This window comes from Halorientalis sp. IM1011 (assembly GCF_001989615.1).
In the GTDB taxonomy this organism is placed as follows: Archaea; Halobacteriota; Halobacteria; order Halobacteriales; family Haloarculaceae; genus Halorientalis.
The window spans coordinates 181,736-201,475 of the sequence record NZ_CP019068.1; the positions used below are offsets into that span (position 1 = coordinate 181,736).

Genomic DNA, 19,740 nt, shown 5'->3' on the forward strand with positions numbered 1-19,740 from the left:
CCACGCGAGTGTCTCCCCAAACTGAAGCCCCTCGGTAGGAATCGAGAGTGTCGAACCGAGAAACGGATGTGACAGACCAGCTACGCACCAACTCTTACGGGCAATTGAATAGTCGCAACAGTCGTACACGGAGTATGGCGCGTTTGATCGGCGATTATGAGGTCTACGGGGTCAACGTGGGCCCGGAAACGCGGTGTGCCCACTACAAGAGCGAGCGGGACGTCATCGCGCTTCGACTGGGCTGCTGTGAGGACTTTTTTTCCTGCCACCGCTGTCACGAATCGGTCACCGATCACGAGTCACAGCCGTGGCCCCGTGAGCGCTTCAGGGAGCCGGCTGTCCTCTGTGGCGTCTGTACAACTGCCCTGTCCGTCTCTGCGTACCTCGACGCGGAGCATACGTGTCCGGCCTGTGGTGCCGAGTTCAATCCGGGCTGTCGCACGCACTATGACCGCTATTTCGAGGGTTACATCGAATAGTAATCTGTAGATGATAAATCCAGACTTCAGGATTCGGGGAGTTTGGACCTTAAGTACTCATTTTGCGCTAAAGAAGAAATCTAGGTTTCTGAAATCACGATTTCCAAAATAGGGAGTTCTATTGAGGTGGAGATGCAATCGGGTGTATGGAGCAATTCGTTGATCGGGACGTCGAACTCGATCAGCTCACGGACTGCTACGAGTCCGGGGCCGCAGACTTCGTTGTCATCTACGGCAGACGTCGCCTCGGTAAGAGCGAGCTCGTCCGCCAGTCCATCGCTGATCGGGATGACGCCGTCTATTACCAAGCAGTCGAATCCACGGCACAGAACCAACTCGAACAGTTCGTCGACACCGCCACCGCACAATTCCCCTCGTTGCAGAACGTCCGCCGCGACTGGGAAGCCCTCATCGAAACACTCGGCGAGGAAGACGCTATCGTGGTCATTGACGAGTTCCCGTTCCTCATCGAGGAGGACGAATCGCTTCCCTCACGGATCCAGCGAGTGTGGGATATGGAACTCCAGGAGACGGGGATGACGCTCGTGCTCGTCGGCTCCTCGATCAGCGTCATGGAGGACAAAGTGCTCTCCGGAAGCGCACCCCTGTACGGCCGTCGGACAGCGACGATTGATCTCAAACCGCTCTCTGTCGCTGATGCACGCCAGTTCTTCCCAGAGTACGACCCGGAGACAGCTATCACAGCATGGTCGATCTACGGCGGCACTCCGTACTACCTCCAGACCATTGATCCCGACCAGTCGCTCGGAACGAACGTCCAGCGGGGGATTCTCTCGGAGCAGGGGCTACTGTACTCTGAACCCGAGTTCCTGCTCCGCACTGAACTTCGACAGCCGAACACGTACTTCAGCATTCTCCGTGCGCTCGCCCACGGGCGTCGCACTCCGAACGAAATCGCCGGCATGGCCGGCGTAGAGTCGGGATCACTCAGCACGTACCTCCAGAAACTCCGTCGACTCCGTCTCGTCGAGCGCCATATCCCCGTGACGGAATCCCCGACGGCCTCGAAACGCGGTCGGTATCGCATCGCTGCGCCGTTGTTCCGGTTCTGGTTTCGCTTCGTCTACGGGAACCAGGACCAGCTTCGGATGCTCGACGATGACGCGTACGACGAACTTGTCGTACCAGAACTGGCGGATTACGTGAGTCCGCTGTTCGAACGCCTCTGCCAGCAAGCGCTCCCAGACCTCCTCGACCGACAGTTCCGCGATGTTGGGCAGTGGTGGTTCAAGGAACACAAACTCGATGTCCTCGGCCTCACTGGCGACGGCCTCGTCGCCGGCGAGTGTAAGTTCACATCCCAACCCGTGAGTGAGGGCGTCCTTGCCGACCTTGAACGAACAGCGTCAGAAGTCCGATGGTCAGAAGGACCGGCAGACGGCGAGACCCTGTACGTCTTGTTCAGCCGCTCCGGGTACACTGACGACCTCAAAAACGCCGCTGACATACGTGACGACGTTCGAATCTTTGAGTTGCCCGATTTGATCATGAGAAGTCACCAGGGATGAACGATTCGGGGTCAACATTGAGGCGGAGTTGGTACTTGCTGTCCCGGGTCCCCGTCGCTTCTCTCGTCGGGTCGAGCAGCGGGTACCCAGTCGTGAAGTTCTCGACGAGGTCCTGGTACTCCGGAAGATCGGTGTCCAACTGGTCGGCGAGATACACGAGTCGTTTCGTTGCGGCACCGTTCCCAACCCGCCGCAGGTACTAGACGACGCGTTCCCACGAACAGCGCGTGTCGACAGCGTTCTGCATTGCCGTCGCAAGCTCGCTGATACCCCCGCAGAACTCCGGATGGTCGGCACAATCGACTAGCGTCTTTTCGATACTCGACATATTCACCTGGTTCGACCCGACCGCAGTCGGTTGATACCCGAAGAACTTCTGCTCAGTGACCGTCACCGGTCGATACGTGACCCCGTGGATGTCGTGCTCCTGGGCGCGCTCCGTCGTCACGACATACACCGTGCGGGACATCTGCTCGGTCAGCCCGTGGTGATTCAACGCACTCCAGTACCCGATGTACATCGGCTCTACGAGTGCTGACGCGATTATGAACTCGTGTTCAGTATACACGGCGTTCTCACCGGCAGCGAGCGGCAGAATCAGATATTTCCCGCACGCGATCCGCTCAAGGCACCCTTTCTCCTTGGGCGCATACGCCATGTCCTTGGCCGACTTCCGCGGAATGTCAAAGCCGACTGTTGTACCACGCGAGTGTCTCTCCAAACTGAAGCCCCTCGGTTGGAATCGAGATCGCTGCGACCGGTGCGTCCTCGAACAGTGGTAGCAATTCCTCGTAGTACGATTTCCCCGCGTGAATGACGAGCGACGTCGAATCAGTCACAAGACCGGCGTCATCGAGTTCGTCGAACACACGTTCGGCCCACGTTCGTTTGCGTTCGACTGACGCACCGGTGAGGTCTCGTCGTAGGGTTCGATTGGGTCGCCATCGGGATCTACCAGCCCGTGCTTTGCCGAGAGTATCCACCAGGCATCATGCTCGCGGTCGGCGTACGTCCGCATCTTCTCGAAGTACGGAGAGGTGTAGAGGGTTTTTCGGGACGGCTGGCTCGTCTCGTTTCGATTTGACGCAGCTCACGAGCCCGATTTCACGGGTCGGTTCAGAGCCCATACAGGACACCTGACCAGTCACGGGATTTAAACACATTTCCAAACAGTAATGAATCATGTTCCGCTGGGTACGCCAACTTCTCGGTGGCGGCACCGCCTCACCCCAATCCACGGCCAGTCATCGCGTGACTACTGGCCGTGAGTGGAAATGGGATCGTACGAATGAATACCAATATGACCACTACACCGACGCAGTCGACGACATCAAGCAACTCAAGCGAGACCGGCGCCACGACGAAGTCATCGCACTCCTCAACTGGTGTATCGACTACACTGAAGCGGAGGCCGAAGCCGACGGTCCCATTTCCAACGCACCAGCCCCGACTTACTATCGTCACCTCGGCATCGTCCTCCGGAAAGAGGGCCGCTACAGCGATGAAGTTGCACTGTTAGAAGACTACATTGATTGGTTCGACCAACACAGCGGCACGCCAGACGAGGGACTGATTGATCGTCTGGAGAAGGCGCGAGAGCTAGCCGCTGCCGAGGAGTGAGATGATTAGTAGTAGCGGCCGTAATACTGAAGCTGCGCTCGTGTGAAATTCTTCATAGACCCTCTAAGATTCGCCGGCCCTTAGTGAACCTAAGAGCGTATGGGAGAACAGCAGCAATCAGCTATTGACCGTATATTAGAAACGGTAGATGTTATTGACCTGGTCAGTAATCTAGATGAGTTTGCGGAATGGCTACGAAACGAGTTTGGGACTGGGAGATCTGACGAACTGCTTGGTGGCTATAAGTTCTTCATGGAGAGGGCAGTCAGGGGTTTCCTCCGTCAAATCATCTACATCAAATTTCCTTTGTTACATGAAGGTCTTCGTTCCTCTTGTACAGTGTACAAGAATTCCCGTACCGTATTGCAAATCGCTCTCATTTAATATATCCTGGAGACACGCTCTATAGGAATGGTTTCAAAAAAGGACTTGGCTGACTTTATTGAGGATTTTGTGGTTGAGACACCGAACTGGGCTCTGTTTGGGATGGCATTGCTTTTCGTCTTTTTCGGCTGGTTCATTGATCACGCGTCTTTTGTTCAGAGGTTTGGTGGCGTTCTAGTCGCTGTGATATTGGTGAATGCGTTTTACAGCTTCGACGTATTCTCGAATGAGTCTAACAAGACACTGATTCAGGTGATGTTGATCTTCGCTGCTGTAGGTGGTTTGGTCGCCAGTGAAGTCCTCAAAAGCGTGCTCATCGCAGCCATAGGAGATCTGGTCATTATCCAGGTTTTGGGTATAATTGCTGTTGTCAGCCGTATTAGCGTGAATATCACAGAGGCATACTCTGAAATTGACCGGCCAAATCCCAGAAATCGGTCTCCTGCGATTGTTTTTGACGGACGGAATGACACCTACGGAATGTACACTGCTGGACTCATAGCGGTCATCCTACCCGAGATACTCGAATTTCTATGGCTCGGGGAATACTTTGACTGGATGTCTTGGGTTTGTCTACTCATCGCTTGTACCGGCTTTGGAGCTGTGTACGTCTACAGAGACTGATCTAGTAACTGCTCCCAAAAATAAAGATCAAACACCTGTTTCATATAACTGATTTCATACAAACACTTAATCCAGGGTGGGCTCTTTGATTCGCTATTATGTGTGGAGGAGGAAGTCGTAATTGGAATAACGGTTCTTCTGGATCTAATGGTTCTGGAGACGGGAGAAATACTGAAGGTGTCCCTCCAGAGAAAGAGACGAATTCGCAGGCGAGGGAGGAAACTGAGAATCCCTGCCTTATCAATGAGACTATAGAGTTAGATTCGACGGATCCCGATGCTTTGGACGACGTATCGGAAGGAGATATTCTTCCTATCGAGGTCCGGGATGGAGTACCCAGCGTGATTGATGATGAGGACCGAGTTGTGGGTACTATCACTGGAGATCTGGGTGAAAGATTGCTTGACTGTATTGAGAACGATTACAGCTACCGGGCAGAAATCATTGAGATTGACGGCAGGAAGTGCGAGGTGCGAATAATCAACAAGTGTTACATCACCAGTACTGCTACGATCGCTTCGCCTAACCCGGACGCCCTCAGTAAAGTATCAGAGGGAGACGTACTCGCTGTCAAAGTCCGAGATGATAGCCTCTGTGTTGTCGATGATCAGGACAAGGTAGTAGGCTCTATTGCCAAGCCTTGGACGAAGATTCTTATCGAGTGTGTTGAGTCAGGGGTGGAGTACGAGGCTGGAGTCACAGATATCGATGGTGGTGCCTGCGAAGTCGAAGTTTACAACAAGTCTTCTGAGGAATGATTATCGTCGGCGGCACCTACTTCGAGCAGTGTAAGTTCCCGTACGACGAGGAGTTATGGGGGCCGGGGCTTCGCGGCGTCAGTGCTGTGCAAAATATTACTTCCGGAGAAAACACGCTCTACACCTGTATCGGCACTAATCACGAAACTCAGCTCAATCTGAAAGCCAGTTCGTACGGCTTTGCTTCAGAAGTAACGGAAATCCCCGAAACCATTCAGTTCCAGTATCTGCACAACCACTCGAACGCCAGGTTTCTCCCCCCGGAAGCAAACGAGTACGAGGGTGAAATCGATTCTGTCAGGGGTGATGCAGTACTGAGGTTTGGGCTTGTGGAAGGAACGGCTGTAGTCAATGGAACTAGGGTGGTATACGATCCGCAGTCCGCGGAGCCAGACCCCTTCCACAAGAATGGGTCCGAAGCAGAGGAATTGACTATAGTCCTCAACAAGCACGAAGCGAAAGAGTACACCGCTGAAGACTCTGTCGAGGAAATGCTGGCAGACCTAACGGAAGGACAAGACAGCGCCGAGGTGGCCGTGATCAAATGCGGTGCATCCGGTGCTATCCTCCGTGAAGACGGTGAGAACCATGAGATCCCAGTCTACGAGACTGAGAGAGTTTGGAACATCGGTTCTGGTGATGTCTTTACGTCAATCTTCGCGGCGTATTGGGCAGAAAAAGACTGGCCAGCGAAACAGGCAGCGGAAAAGGCCTCACTCGCAACGGCCTACTACTGCAGTAGAAGGCAACTCCCGATTCCAGAAGAACCTGTAGAGATAGAGGAGTTTGATCCCGAAGAGAAGCCACCAACAATCGGTGAAGAAGGTCCTACTGTCTATATCGCGGCACCGTTCTTCTCCATTGGTGAGTTCTGGCTTGTTGACGAAGTGCGACGAATCCTACTGGATGAAGGTGCCCAAGTGATCTCCCCATACCACGATATTGGAGGAATAGATGACTACGAACGGGATGAAGAGATTGCCGATAGGGATCTTGCTGCAATCGATGAAGCGGATACAGTCCTCGCATTGATCGATAACTGTGACTCGGGAACGTTCTTCGAGACCGGGTATGCCAGAGAAGTCGAGAAACCGGTGGTAGCCTATGGGAATGAGATTGAGAACAGTGAATATACGATGCTTGAAGGAACTGGATGTAAATTGTATGATGACTTGGCTACGGCGGTCTTCAAAGTGTTGTGGACAGCATAATGGTTGAAACAGTCCTGCTGATTTCCGGCGGCGTGGATTCAGCGTGCCTAGCTTATTCGGAGCAACCTGATCTGGGTGTTACGGTTGACTATGGCCAAGCCTGTGCCGAAGCAGAAGTCAAGGCAGCAGCGCAGATCTGTGATCAATTAGACATTCAACATTCTGTGATCGAAGCAGACTGTAGCGAACTCGGATCCGGGACCATGTCGGAGCAGAGCCAGCTCAATATTGCTTCTACGCCTGAGTGGTGGCCGTTCCGGAATCAACTAATTATAACCATGACCGCCACTGAGGCCGTGAAGATCGGTGCCTCAGAACTCATCGCCGGATCAGTGAAAGATGACCAGGACCATGCTGATGGGAGAGCAAAATTCTACGAGAAGATGGATGATCTTCTCTCTTTTCAGGAGGGCGACCTCAGTATCTCAGTTCCAGCAATAGAACAAAGGACTACAGAACTGATCAAGGAAACTGGTGCGCCTTTCTCTTTGCTAGGCTGGACTCATTCCTGCCACACCTCTAACAATCCATGCGGAGACTGCCGCGGCTGTAGAAAACGTCACAGAGTTCTGAGTGAGGCGTTTGACGGAAGAGCTTGAGCTCCCATATGATATTGGAAGGGGGATAGTTCTGGGAAAGCCAGGGAGAAACGAAATGAATGCTATTCAGGACGGGAGAGCGCGAGATGAAGATAAAGTGCCTTCAGTTATTGATGACGACGTTTAGGAGGAGTATCGCAACTTCAACGTTAACGCATAGATGGATTAACAACCACCCGATGAACCTGGGAGTTGGTCATCGCTATGCTCCTGCTCACGTCGCTTTCGTTTCAGCCGCTCTACCTCATCAAGGCACTCGTTGAGTACATTCTCCTGTTCATCAAAGTACTCTACAAGTCGCTGAGCTATTTCTTCCTCCAGTACCTCGTTACGGACATAGTTCGGAGAATCTACTATTCCGATAAGATCTACACTATCTTCGAAACTGACCAACGTAGCGTCGCCTTGTACAGCTGTTCGGTCCCCCATCTTGAGGCTACGCTTTTTATCGATATATCCGACAATCCGGCGTTCGCCATGTGTGTATAAACTATCGTTTTGGCACCGGGTGAAGAGGAAGAGATATCTTCGAGAATCAGTTTCTGCAAACGTTTTTACCGAGGGCTGGTAGCATTCGCTACAGAAATTTTCAGCCTCCTTCTCAAGGAACGGTTCTGTTTTCCCTCTGTTAACAATATCACGGACTGGGTATTTGGAATGAGAGGCATGGAAAAACCATTGCAGCTGGCCTTTTTCACCGAGTTGGGTGCGGTCGAACTCTGTCTCAGAGACAACATCTGGCTCAGTTAGCCGCTCGTCATGGTAGTCTCGTTGAGCCTGTAAGAGAATCCTCGTTCCCTCCGTGTCGAATTTTAGGGGCCGTCGATACCACCCCTCTTCTCCAGAGGCTCTCGAATGTTCCGTAACAAATTGATTTGCTTCGATCCCTGACTCACCACTCAACGGAAGAGGTGTTTTGTATAATCGTGAGTCATCAGGATTACCTAACACAAGATACTTTGCGTCGAACTCATCCCGGCGAACGTGAGCATTGGTCTCGAACTGTTCCTTTACGTTCTTGGGAAGAGAATGATATTCCTCCTTGGAAATTGGGTCGTGTTCTAAAACGAAGTGGCCAATAATATAAGCTCCCCAATCATCGTTTATCCATTCCTGGCTGGGGCTTTCTTCACCCACGTAGTCCAACGTTGCATAAAAGAAGAGGATATCTCCCTCTTCAAGCTCTGCTATGCGAGCCGTCTTTGGTTGATGGCGGTCGCCATAGGTGTAGTGATTGCTGTAACCCAGTTCAGGAAACTCTGGGTCAAGGTGAGCTACCGTATCCTTTGTACTTTCTGGTCGAATTGGGTCGAGATTTAGATCTTGGTACGTCGGTTCCATGACCGCCTCGTTTCCTTCTGGTATAGGGATATAACGAAATGTGCCGTCTTCGTATATTGGTCCACGCCCACCAGTATGACTACTATTGGCCGCGACGTTGATAGCAACTGACTTCATGCGCTTGCATGTGATATGCTATCACCAAAAACAGTGGTACTATGTCGAGGGCCTAATGCCGGGCCTGTCTAACCCACTCTGGGCTTATTGAACAAATACGAGGGGAGTAAACCAACAATTGTCTCAAAGAGCATCAAGAAGGTCGTCTTTCCTAATGGCTGGTGCGTCCCGTTCTGCGGCGTTCATCGCGGCATCCTCAACGATGCCGACGATATCCGCGGCGGTACAATCCGCCGTTTTCGCGGCGAGTTCCTCGTACGCGTCGTCGTCGACATCCGTCGGGCGATCACGCAACTGCACCCGGAAAATCGCTTCCCGAGCCTCCTCGTCGGGTTGACTGATCTCGTATTGCTGGTCGAACCGGCCGCGGCGCGTCGCCGCGTCGTCCAGTAACTCCTTCCGATTCGTCGCTGCGATTACGAGATAATTCGGATCCTCGGCATCCAGATGCGCGAGGAACTCGTTGACGACTTGGGCGTGTTCCTGATGGAGGTCGTCACCCCGGCCAGCGAGCAAGGCGTCGATCTCGTCGATAAAGATGACACAGTGCTCGAACTGCGCTGCGTCGGCGAAGAGTTGGTTGACCCGCTCGGTGGACTGGTTGATCCACTTGCTCTTGATGTCACCGGCGGAGAGTTCGAGATAGGGGGCGCCGAGTTCGCCGGCGATCGCCCGGGCAAACAGGGTCTTCCCTGTCCCCGGTGGCCCATAGAAGAGAATGCCGTTCGGTGGGGAGATATTGAACCGCTCGTAGGCGGCATCAGGCTGGGTTAGCGGGCGGAGGACTGTGCTGGCGAGTTCGGATTTCAGGTCCTCCATCCCGCCGACGTCGGTGAAGGTGGTTTCAGGGGCAGGTGTCCAGTCATAGGACAATTCGGATTGGTCCGCGTGTCGGCGATGACTATATTGAGGGTTGTTTTGTCCACCTTGGTCTGGAGAATTGGCCTGTTGAGTAGAAGAATTAGTGGACTTAGTTCTTGAAGAGGGTGTTCCTCTTGAGGCACCATTTTCCATGTCTGAATGGGCAGCGATATCTGCGTATGTCATCACTGGAATGGTGACCACCCAACTTAGACCGATTTTCCAGGGATCATCGAACAGAGGTGCGACTCGAAGAAATTGAAGTGGTCCCGATATCGACGGATAAGCGTTACCCCAGAGGGGTAGAAACCAGACAGCAGTAAGACCTATTGATCCTGCTATAATCCCGGTCACCCATCCACGTTCAATATCTGCATTCTCCTCATCCACTGGCAACTCCATAATCGATGTAATTGCAATAGCAGCAAATCCTGGTAGGAACCAGATCGCCGGAACACAGACTACTGCTACGAGCCATTTCGTTGAAATTGGTACTTTGGTCGTCGCCCATACAATTCCTAGAGGAATGAGAAGATAACATCCAGCCAATACAATCGACGAGGTTAGCGATAGAGAAATTGACTTTGCAATCTCTCTGTATCGCTCACCAACCCCTCCCTCAGATTTTAGGCGTGTATTGGATTTGCGATCTTCCATAATCTATTCACCTTGGAAAATTTTCATGCCAAATCCCCCTACCCGGTAGTCCTTCATTCTGACTGAGATGAACTGGATGTTTCAGATGTCCAATTATCCAGCTTCTGCTGCGTGGTTCCCGATTCACTGGATGTATCTACAACTGGCTTTTCTCTATATCTCTCGAGACCTGCTTCAGCCCAATCAACAGGTGACTGATGGAGATTCCGGGTTGCGTAATCTGCTCCCGCATGAAGGTCTTTGGCAGTACGTTTACTCCCTTTTTCGATCGTCTTTCCTTTGCTTTTGCTCCATTCTCGCTTCCCCTCAGAGACATGGTTTGCAACTGCACCGCTAGCGGTACTCTTGACCCGATTCATTGCGTTGCCGGCAGTACTAGCTGCAGAACTTCCAACACCGTTCGTACTCTTATCGACTCTTCGAAGCCCCCTCGAGGCACCATGTCGTGCCTGTTCCATGAGCGCCGTCCGAGTAGAGCCTCCGTCAGACTGACTCGCTACCGATTGCTGAGATCCAGACGAACTCTTTGCACCCTGCCGGCCGGACACCCGCCGCGGTGACAGCCCGGCCATCGTGACGGCCTTGATCCCGACCAGCGCCGGGGCCACGAGTCCAATTAGCCAGAAAAAGTACGCCTCGAGGACGTCGCCAAACCCGGAATTACTCGCTGCAGTTGCGGCCTGGCCGGTTGCATCCGCGTACGCCCCGGCCGCGGCCGCTCCAGTCTGGAGGAGGCCCGCCATGACCACCCCGGCGACCAGCAGATAGCCGGTGACCTGCAGGACCATCTTCGCGAGTTCGGCGGCGTAACTCAACGGGCCAAAGTCCAGATACAACATTGCGCCGATGACCGGCAGCAGGATGAACGTCGCGTTGAAGAGGAACTCCCGGAGCACGAACACACCGAGTGAGAGGAGGATCCCGGCCACAGAAACCATACTCAGGACCAAGGCGCCAATGACGATCCCGGCACTCGACCCGGCAGCACTCTCGAGGCCGGCCTTGAGCACCTCTGGGCCAAAGGACGACCCGTAGTCGGCTGTGAAGATGTGCCGGATCGCGGCGTTCGTCAACAGCAGGCTGTAATGCATCACCTGCCGGGCGACCGCGACGAAGATGATGACCTTCAGTGCCTTCCAGGCCAGCATGAAATTAGTCACCTCCCGCTGGTCGGCGAACGGCTTGCTCGCGACGCCGGCCATGACCATGATCACTAGCAACTGCGGGAAGATATCCAGATTGTGCTGGAAGGCCTCCTGCATCCGGGGGTCGGCGTAGGGGCTGTCGAAGAGGATGAAGGTCCGGATCCCGGTAGAGATGATGTCTCCGATGAAGCCGAGGACGCCCGTCACCAGGTAGGTGAAGAAATCCGCGACCCACCCCTCCAAGAGGCCGCCAATCGCGATCAGGTGGATGGACGCCGTCATGGGTGGTGTGAGCGGTGTGGTGGTTGGGTGGCAGTGCGATCAACGGCTCTGTTATGGTGGGTACTCGCGTGCATGCTGTCAGGACCTCCCCCGTCGCAGGTACGCGACCGGGATGAAGAAGACGAGAAACGCTGCGATCGAGACCAGTGCGCCGGCGATGCTGGACAGGAGGGCGTAGATATTGAACGCCTTCGATGTGAATTCGATCTGTGTCTCCGCAGTATCGTAGTACACCCCCCGGGAGACGTCCGTCGCGCCGGCAAACGACGCCGTGACGAACAGATCCCGCCGCTCGACGATGGCCGTCCCGTCGGTCGACGTCGTTACTGTACTTTTGGCTGCGCCCTGGAGGGTGAGCGTGCGATTCCTCAGTGGCTGGCCGGATACACCATCCTGGAGTCGGACGCGGGCGTGAGTGTCGTTGAGACGCGTCGTGTTGATGTTCGTCGGGCGTTCCTGTGCGTCGGTGGTCGTCAGCGGAATCCGGTCACCGTGGATATCCCGCAGCGTGTCGATGGGCTGGTCGACGTTCTCGATGACGACCGTCGAGGCCAGAGAGGGGGCGACCGAACTCAGATTGACCTGTGGAGCTATTGGCGCAGCCTGGCTCGAGAGTGACTGCTGTTCGACGCCGGTGATCGTCGGCGGGTCGACCATGCTTCGGTTCTCTGGGCGCTGCAGTGTGGGTGTCTGCCGAGCCGCGGCGAGCTGGAGTTCCAGGACATTCGGGGACGAGCCCGTGGCCTTCTGGCCGGCTGTGGCCTGTGTGGGTGACTGCAGTGGCTCGGAGCCCGGTTGTGGTCCCTCACCGTCCGTCGATTGGGAAGCGCTAGCGGTGGGGCGATACTGCGTGCCTCGCGTGGCCGTCTCGAACTGCCGCTGTGAGTAGATCCCCCAGACGTTTCGAAGCCGCAGGTTCGATTCCTCGAAGGTCGCCTGACTCCACAGGCGCCGGTTGTTTAGCGCGGCTGGGCCGTCGAATTCGAGGACGAGCCGATCTACCTCACCGTCCGACCGGACGACCGTTTGTGTCACCGACAGAGGTTGGTTCGTCGTGACGATGACGGGCGTCTGGTCGGTTACCGTGTGGGTCAGATCCGTCTGGGAGGTCGCGCGTGAATCGACGACCCACTCCCCGTTCTCGCGTTCGGAGGTCGTGGTCTGGGTCGTCACTGTCGAGGTGATCGTCGCCGTCACACTGAGCGTCGTCGGGGCTGAGGCTGTTGCACCCGAGTACTCCAACTGCCGCGGTGATCCGTCGGCAGTGGCCCACGACTGGTTCCCGATCGAGAGCTGCCGCTCGGTGTGTTGGTCTGCCAGCGAATACGTGTGACAGATTCTGGTTCCGTTCGTGGTGGAACAGTGACGCGGTGGCAGCGTCGTGGCGAAATCGAGATGCGCAAAGACCGTTCCGTTGCGTGGGATATACCGAACTGTGTCGTTGGACGGGGTGTTTGGCACTTCTGGGACACTGAGTCGAGACTTAGTGCCGGCAGCCGTCCCGAGGATCGTAATGTGTGCATCGGCGATGACCGTGCCATTCGAGCGCTCGGAGGTCGGCAACCACAAACTGCTGGTCCGGTTCCGGCGGATCTCAGTGACCGACGCCGTCCGGTACTCACGTAGCGTCTGTTGTTGGGGGCCAGCGCGATACGATGGCGTCGTGGTGGGATAGTAGAAATCCCGGACACGACTGGCATCCTGTTCGACTGTCTCGTTCGCCTCTGTCAGTGTCGACAGGTCGGGAACCACGAATTGCGGGACCGTCCCCTGTGCTGGATCGGGATCGTCGGCGAGAAACACGCGCGGTGGATCGTTTGGTGCGGTCTCAGCAGGGGCACCGATAGCACTCGCGAAGGGCACTGCGAGCAAGCCAACGAGTACGAGCCCGGTGCTGAGACGAGCGACTGGCATTGGCTGGAATGGCGTGTGACCGTTAGAGGAGTATCGGGGCGATCGTTCCCGGCGCGAGGTTCTCGAACAGGCCGACGAACACGTTGTAACTGACCGAGAGGACGATCATTCCGGCACCGCCCCACATCCCCCGCCAGCCCCACTGGGCCCGATCGGCACTGCGGCGGGAGACGAACCAGGCCGCGGCACCCAGTAAGAAGACGATCACCCCGATCTGGCCGAGCGTTGTGGCGACGAACTCCTCGATCTGCGTGAGCGAGTCGGTTATCTCGCTTTGTTGCGCGGCAGCGACACCGGTGTACACTACCAGCGAACCGACACCCCCCAAGGCTCGTGCGACATCCTCTTGATGGCGCATGAGTGAACTGTTCAGTCGATTGTACTAAAACCCTCAGATTACCGTGGTTTGATTGTATGTATTACTTACATCAAGCGATTCACTTAGCTAGTAATAGTGATATAATGTCCATTGGCCTATGACGGAATTCTCTCGAATCAATATACCCACGAACGATTATGTGTGTCGGGGGTAGCAGTTTCGAATAGATGTCACTGCTGTTCGAGCACGCTGTCGAGCAGTTTTCTCCAGCCCGTGCCTCACTGTGTGCAGCCGACGAGAGCGATCTAAACACGACCGACACGGACGTGCCGGTTCGCCCTATCGGCGAGTTCGCCAGGCACCACGCGTCACTCGCCCACCCCGAGCGGGACTGGACCTGCATTCCGCTCCACGGCCGCGACGATGCCGAGCCCACCGACGAGTTCGTCGCGTACACCGATCACGATGTGCGCGGCGAAATTTTTCTCGTCGAGCGCGATGGCGACTACGAACCGATCGCGGCCGAGGAGTTCGGACGAACGCAAGTGGCGGACCGTATTCGTTTCTGGCACTCCGATTACTTGCCCGAGTCGTACCCGCCGGGGTACGACGCACCGATCGACGACCACGAACGGCCGCGCAATCCCGTCGACGGTGACCTGCTCGATGAGTTTCGGTCGTACGTGGCCGAGGAGCGGGACGCCACTCGCGACGGCAACTGGGAGAGCGCGCGCAGACAGTCGGCGCGGACGCGGTATGAACAGGGCGAATCTGCGATTCCGTCACTCACCTGTCTCGGCGAGGACGACGACACCTACCGATTCCGGGTCGAACTGGATTCCAGCCAGGAGGATCGCAGAAACGGTGACTGGGCGTACTTCGTCGAAAACGAGTTCGGCATCTACCAAGACAACGAAGTATTGCTACACGCCGACGACGACGCTGATCAGTTCCCGATCGCAGCCACCGTCCAGCGCATCCGCGGGCTGACCCTCTGGCTGACAGTCGACTGGAGCGCCGTCGAGGACTCTGCCGCCGTCGGATCGTCCCTCGAACAGGACCGTAGGTTCGGGCTCTCCGAGCTGCTCAATCCCGTGCCCTTTCAGCGAGAACTGGATGCGATCGACGACCTTTGGGACGACGCGTTCCGGGAGGTTCTCGTCGGCGACCGGCCGCTAACCTTCTCCAACGAAGCGGCTGCGTTGAGTGAGTCGTTCGACGCGGAACTGAACCAGGAACAGCAACTGGCGGTCGAGTACGCCTTGCTGGCCGACGACCTGTTCTGCATCCACGGGCCGCCCGGCACCGGGAAGACCCGTACCTTGCTTGAGATCATCCGGCGGGCGGTCGACGCCGGCGAGGACGTGCTCGTCTGTGCCGACTCCAACCAGGCGCTCGACAACCTCGTCGTCGGGTCGTCCACGCCCGACGAACCCGATGCCCAGTCGCTGCACGCCCACGGGCAACACGGCGACGGCGAGTTCACGCTCGACCGCGCGAACGCCGGACGGTCGGCGCACGAACTCGTCCGGCGCCAGTACGGCGACGTCCCCGATCGCGCCGACGTCGTTGCAGCGACGAATAGTAGCGCGGCCGCGCTCGCCCGCGACTTCGATCTGGTAGTCCTCGACGAGGCGACCCAGTCCACCTGCACCGCCTCCTGCATCCCGCTGGCCCGGGCCGACCGCGCAGTGCTGGCGGGTGATCACCGACAGCTCCCACCGTTCAGTGCAACTGAGGATCCACCCGCGTCGAGTTACGGGCTCTCACTGTTCGAGCATCTCTACGCCGACGGCGGCGTCTACGAAGGGGTCGGACTCCAGCTCAAGACCCAGTATCGGATGCACCCGGACATCGCCTACTTCTCGAACCGAGAGTTCTACGACCGCACACTGCGGAATGGCGAGATCGTCACACCACTCCCGGACAGACCGGCCATTCAGGGGTACAACGTCGGTGGGTCAGTCGATCTCGTCGACCACTCCCGAGCGAACACGGCCGAAGCCCGACTGGTCGTCCACCTCGTCTCGGAGTTACTCGACGAGGTTCCACCCGCCGAGATCGGCGTAATATCGCCGTACGCCGCCCATGTCCGACTCGTGCGGGAGCGCCTCGACGACCACGTCGACGCCAGCGACGCGATCACGGTCGATACGATTGACTCGTTCCAGGGCAGCGAGAAAACTGCGATCGTCCTCTCACTGGTCCGGAGTAACGCCGAGGGTGATCTCGGCTTCCTCGGACGGCCACAGGACGGTCCCAGACGGCTGAACGTCGCGTTGACGCGGGCGAAGCGCTACTGTGCCGTCGTCGGCGACTTCCATACGCTCCGATACGATAGCGATGGCAAGTCGACCGAGCTATACCAGGACTTCCGCGATTTCTTCGCGACGACCGGGCGACTCAACGACGTTGACCCGGATTTCATTCCTGTCTGAGTTCGAGGACGCTGCCACGACGAGCTCCAAGCCTCCAGAGTGAATTCTCGCAACTGACACGTCCCGAATACGAGTTGGTGGGGCCTGCTCAGTCTCGGTGCACTGCTGGCACGAGGTGGCATCGTTGACAGCGTGCATGCCGAAGAGACGACAGTCGGTAGTCGGGTGTACCGGCCGGAGCCGACAGCCGACGACTGACTACCCGCAATTTACGCGGAGATGTGACTCCCTGAGTCTGTCGCCAATCGAGGGACATGGAGCAAGATATTAACTAGACCTCTGAGAAGTCACTCCGGTACATCATATGTCCCGCATCGAGAAGTACATGGCAGTCGGACTCTCGCCGACAGTCTGGGGCGCAGAAGAACGCAGTGATATCGAGAAGAATCTCGATCACATCCACGAGAATCTCTCTGCAGCGACGTGGTTGAGCAGCGTCGACATGCCAGTGAAACTGGCGGTCATTCCGGAGGGTGGTCTCCAGGGCTTCACCGACGAAGTCAAGGACATGGACCACACCGAGTACCGGGAGGAGATCGCCATCGATATTCCGGGTAAAGAGACCGAGACGCTCGGTGAATACGCCAAAGAGTTCGATATCTATATCGTGGCCTCGGCAAAGGAGAAAGCCCCCGAATACGACGAGAAGTTCTACAATACGGCCTTTATCATCAATCCCGACGGGGACTTGATTCTCAAACACCGGAAACTGACACCCTTACTCCCTGTTGAGCGGTCTGTCTCTCCCCACGATGTCTGGGACGACTGGGTCGAAAACCACGGTGATGATCTCGACGATCTCTATCCCGTTGCTGATACCGACATTGGCCGTATCGGGATCTCGTTAGCCATCGAGGGTGCCTACCCGGAATACGTCCGCGGCCTTGCCATGAACGGTGCTGAGGTGATCTGTCGTATCGCCTGCCCTGAACCGCTCGTGGCCAACGAGGGCTGGAAGATTCAAAACCGAGCCCGCGCCCTGGATAACAGCTGTTACGTTGTTGCGCCAAACCTTGGGACGTACTATCTGACTCCGGATGCGGAAACACCAGTGGACACGTTCGGCGGCGGGTCGATGATCGTCGATCACAAAGGGAAGATGATCTCCGAGCATTCCTACGGTGCCGGAAGTTCCTATTGTGCGGGTGTGATCGATATCGAAGGCTTGCGCGAATTCCGCACCGAGTCGCCGCTCATGAACTGGACCAAAGATCTTCGGACCGAACTCATCAAGCCGATCTACGACCGTGAACTCTACCCGAAAAACCTCTGGCTTGACGAGAAACCTATGCAACACGATGAGTACGCTGAGCAAGTGACAGAGCCCCAGATTCAGAAGATGATCGACGAGGACATCTTCGTTCCACCGTACTGGGAGCGCACCGACGACGATTGATCGTCCCCAAGTGACCGCCTCCAAGGCCTGAAGACCGGTGAGAAGATCACGTATTCTTGTACGAGGCACGGGCACTTCGTGCGATCCCCTTCCTCGTATTTTGTTCTCTGCGGTATCACTGCACAGATGGGTCCACAAACACCAGTCCACTCCGCGACGGTGCCGGTAACAAGCTTAGCAGTTGTTTTTGATTTTGGAGAGTCCTTGTTGCACTCATACTGCGGCCGATCGTGATACAGAGAGGTTCATCGTGTATAGGCGTTGCTCCAGTGTGCAACAACGTCAAAAACCGAGTCAACTGCCTGTGTCTCAGGAGCCGTCAGTCAGAGTCAGGCCTTTCTCTGGTGTCGTCAATTTCGTCGGCCAGCGCCCAGCGGATGCCACTGTTGTCCAGTTGTTCGATCTCCTCACGTGCCTCGAGGAACTCGCGCACAAACTCATCCCACCACGCGTCTGCTGACTCGAAGCCAGCTTGGTGATCAGGATATACTTGAATCCGTAGATCACGCGCTGTGACCGCAGGTCCATCTTCCAGTTCGTCGAGGACGGCGTCGATCGCGGCCTGTTTTTCGGCTGGGAGTTCGTCGAGTGCTGCCTGGAGTTCAGATGGAGAGCTCACTTTGTCCGTTGTCTCATCGGCTGCCGTCTCCATCGCGTCTGTTGTATCCGTGCCGGACTCGGACACTTCTTCAGCTGGCGCATTCGCTGTGCTCGTGTCAGCTGGTGGGCCCTCATTGGAGATGGCGTAGGCACTGGCGAAAGTGGCGATCGCCCCACCGAAGAGGGTCAGATACAGCCCAATCTCCGGGATGACGGCCTGTTCAGTGATTTGGGTAGTGGAATTGTTCGGCACGCCTGCCAGAGGATCGAATAAGTACAGCGCTCCAACTCCGGTCACGCTCAAGCCACCGAGCGTACCGAACACTTGCGTCCCAGTAGACCATTGGGCCAACGCAGCACCACCGATGAGCAACGCCACCACGAGCGTAATCACGCCGTCGGCCTCGATGCCGCGCTTCGAGACTGTCGTCCCCAGTACACGCACCGAAAACCAGGGCAGGAACGCCCCGGCGCTAATCATGGCCGCACCGGCGAGCAACCACTTGCGCCCACTAGGGTAGCCGACGCCCGATTCTTCACCTGTATCCGTCTCTGGCGCTGTGGAATCCTGATCGGTGATAGTTGTTGTGTCTACCCCGCCCGACCGCTCGGGGAGTGTCATTCCACACTCCTGGCAGTGGTTCCAATCTGGCTCGGTTTCTGCCCCACACTCTGGGCAGTAGGTCATATCGTAGTATCTCCTTGGCAGGATTATATATTCACGGCTATACTAGAAGTCTGAAATCCACCCAAAGGACCTGGTTGCGCCCTCCTGAAGCAACTCCTCTATCTATCTGTGATTTTCAGCCTCTCATACTTTTCTCAACTTGAGCCAGTTGCCGGGAGAAGCTTGGAGGCGGGTCAGATCCAGGCGCCAACTACGAGTGCGGCTCCGGGAGCGACGACACCAGCGGCCAGCAGAGCGTAGTTCACAATCGGGTTCGCAGCCTTGGCGACGTCGAGCGTGTATCGGTCATCGCGAACAGGAGCGAATGGACGAATCCCAGTCGGTGAGAGGACAGGGGCAAGCAGATGGGCACCAACAGTAAGCGTCCCGACGAACACGCCAAACAGGCCAATCCCAAGCGCGGCCAGGGGCTCACGCTGCCACCCTATCAGGCCGCCGATAACGCCAGTTCCGATTCCAATTACAAATGCGAAACACACGGTATGTGTCGGTCCTGGGTGGGCGATGCCCGGGACACGCTTGTCGAAGACGGGGACCATGACACCATCGGTGACGACAGCTCCACTGATGTCGGCGTACCCGTGAATTCCGGGAGCGGCGTAGGTATCCTTGACGAATCCCCAAAGCTCGTCGAGCTGTCATTGGGTATCCTGATCGGCTGTCGATACAGGGCGTAGATGCCGATCTCAGACAACTTCTTGCGGGCGCCAGCTGACTTATAAATTACACCACCTTTCTGCGGAAGCGCAGGAAGAACTACCTTTTCACCCGTATTTTG

The 19,740-nt window shown here is 56.2% G+C and carries 17 protein-coding genes and 3 pseudogenes; 10 read left to right on the forward strand and 10 right to left on the reverse strand.

From position 1 onward, the window contains the following. The first annotated feature begins 134 nt into the window (after nt 1-134). Together BV210_RS18415 and BV210_RS18420 are read left to right on the forward strand one after the other, a co-directional pair. Nucleotides 135-479 (forward strand): CHY zinc finger protein, encoded by a 345-nt coding sequence (locus BV210_RS18415; protein WP_077208233.1) that lies wholly within the window; start codon nt 135-137, stop codon nt 477-479. A gap of 146 nt (nt 480-625) precedes the next feature. Beyond that, entirely contained in the window at nt 626-2,008 is a 1,383-nt protein-coding gene (locus tag BV210_RS18420) for an ATP-binding protein (protein ID WP_077208234.1), read from the forward strand. Here BV210_RS18420 and BV210_RS18425 read toward each other — a convergent pair. Both BV210_RS18425 and BV210_RS18430 read right to left on the reverse strand, forming a co-directional pair. Continuing rightward, nucleotides 1,986-2,693: pseudogene (locus BV210_RS18425) on the reverse strand (type IV toxin-antitoxin system AbiEi family antitoxin); the annotation flags it as partial. The gene BV210_RS18420 and the pseudogene BV210_RS18425 sit on opposite strands and share 23 nt — an antisense overlap. Beyond that, a pseudogene (locus tag BV210_RS18430) lies at nt 2,692-3,026 on the reverse strand (DUF6884 domain-containing protein). The pseudogenes BV210_RS18425 and BV210_RS18430, both read right to left, overlap by 2 nt. A 164-nt stretch (nt 3,027-3,190) precedes the next feature. On the opposite strand from BV210_RS18430, the gene BV210_RS18435 reads away from it, so the two are divergent. The 5 genes from BV210_RS18435 (at nt 3,191) to BV210_RS18455 (ending at nt 7,204) form a co-directional block, all read left to right on the forward strand. Further along, entirely contained in the window at nt 3,191-3,628 is a 438-nt protein-coding gene (locus BV210_RS18435; protein ID WP_077208235.1) for a hypothetical protein, read from the forward strand. Between the two features lie 411 nt (nt 3,629-4,039). After that, a complete protein-coding gene (locus tag BV210_RS18440) occupies nt 4,040-4,636 on the forward strand; it encodes a hypothetical protein (RefSeq protein ID WP_077208236.1) in 597 nt (198 codons plus the stop codon). A gap of 98 nt (nt 4,637-4,734) precedes the next feature. After that, nucleotides 4,735-5,394, forward strand: coding sequence for a hypothetical protein (locus BV210_RS20075; RefSeq protein ID WP_157526165.1), 660 nt, complete (start codon nt 4,735-4,737; stop codon nt 5,392-5,394). Continuing rightward, entirely contained in the window at nt 5,391-6,605 is a 1,215-nt protein-coding gene (locus tag BV210_RS18450; RefSeq protein WP_077208238.1) for a PfkB family carbohydrate kinase, read from the forward strand. The genes BV210_RS20075 and BV210_RS18450 overlap by 4 nt, the downstream gene beginning before the upstream one ends. Continuing rightward, a complete protein-coding gene (locus BV210_RS18455; protein ID WP_077208239.1) occupies nt 6,605-7,204 on the forward strand; it encodes a 7-cyano-7-deazaguanine synthase in 600 nt (199 codons plus the stop codon). Before BV210_RS18450 ends, BV210_RS18455 begins: the two co-directional genes overlap by 1 nt. 165 nt (nt 7,205-7,369) lie before the next feature. Here BV210_RS18455 and BV210_RS20395 read toward each other — a convergent pair whose 3' ends face one another. The 5 genes from BV210_RS20395 to BV210_RS18485 form a co-directional block, all read right to left on the reverse strand. Then, nucleotides 7,370-8,662 carry a hypothetical protein gene (locus tag BV210_RS20395; protein WP_172824933.1) on the reverse strand — a complete coding sequence of 431 codons (1,293 nt, stop codon included), beginning with the start codon at nt 8,660-8,662 and terminating at the stop codon, nt 7,370-7,372. 123 nt (nt 8,663-8,785) lie between these two features. Further along, entirely contained in the window at nt 8,786-9,481 is a 696-nt protein-coding gene (locus BV210_RS18470; RefSeq protein ID WP_077208242.1) for a 26S protease regulatory subunit, read from the reverse strand. Between the two features lie 752 nt (nt 9,482-10,233). Then, nucleotides 10,234-11,607, reverse strand: coding sequence for a hypothetical protein (locus BV210_RS18475; RefSeq protein ID WP_077208243.1), 1,374 nt, complete (start codon nt 11,605-11,607; stop codon nt 10,234-10,236). A gap of 78 nt (nt 11,608-11,685) precedes the next feature. Next, complete coding sequence (locus BV210_RS18480; protein ID WP_084802724.1) at nt 11,686-13,410, reverse strand: hypothetical protein; 1,725 nt, start codon at nt 13,408-13,410, stop codon at nt 11,686-11,688. Nucleotides 13,411-13,543: 133 nt separating this feature from the next. Continuing rightward, nucleotides 13,544-13,879, reverse strand: coding sequence for a hypothetical protein (locus tag BV210_RS18485; RefSeq protein WP_077208245.1), 336 nt, complete (start codon nt 13,877-13,879; stop codon nt 13,544-13,546). Between the two features lie 188 nt (nt 13,880-14,067). Between BV210_RS18485 and BV210_RS18490 the strand changes: the two genes are divergently transcribed. Together BV210_RS18490 and BV210_RS18495 are read left to right on the forward strand one after the other, a co-directional pair. Then, a complete protein-coding gene (locus BV210_RS18490) occupies nt 14,068-16,278 on the forward strand; it encodes an AAA domain-containing protein (RefSeq protein ID WP_077208246.1) in 2,211 nt (736 codons plus the stop codon). A 304-nt stretch (nt 16,279-16,582) separates the two neighbouring features. After that, nucleotides 16,583-17,674: a nitrilase-related carbon-nitrogen hydrolase gene (locus BV210_RS18495; RefSeq protein ID WP_077208247.1), complete on the forward strand. Its 1,092-nt coding sequence runs from the start codon at nt 16,583-16,585 to the stop codon at nt 17,672-17,674. Nucleotides 17,675-17,993: 319 nt separating this feature from the next. Here the strand turns inward: BV210_RS18495 and BV210_RS18500 are convergent, their stop codons facing one another. The 3 genes and pseudogenes from BV210_RS18500 to BV210_RS20920 all read right to left on the reverse strand — a co-directional run bounded on the left by BV210_RS18500 (nt 17,994) and on the right by BV210_RS20920 (nt 19,423). After that, nucleotides 17,994-18,896: a hypothetical protein gene (locus BV210_RS18500; RefSeq protein ID WP_253741709.1), complete on the reverse strand. Its 903-nt coding sequence runs from the start codon at nt 18,894-18,896 to the stop codon at nt 17,994-17,996. A 3-nt stretch (nt 18,897-18,899) separates the two neighbouring features. Next, a pseudogene (locus BV210_RS20915) lies at nt 18,900-18,962 on the reverse strand (zinc ribbon domain-containing protein); the annotation flags it as partial. Nucleotides 18,963-19,135: 173 nt separating this feature from the next. Then, entirely contained in the window at nt 19,136-19,423 is a 288-nt protein-coding gene (locus BV210_RS20920) for a hypothetical protein (RefSeq protein WP_371340836.1), read from the reverse strand. On the opposite strand from BV210_RS20920, the gene BV210_RS20695 reads away from it, so the two are divergent. Continuing rightward, nucleotides 19,307-19,639 (forward strand): hypothetical protein, encoded by a 333-nt coding sequence (locus tag BV210_RS20695; RefSeq protein WP_253741710.1) that lies wholly within the window; start codon nt 19,307-19,309, stop codon nt 19,637-19,639. The two genes, BV210_RS20920 and BV210_RS20695, sit on opposite strands and share 117 nt — an antisense overlap. Nucleotides 19,640-19,740 lie beyond the last annotated feature (101 nt).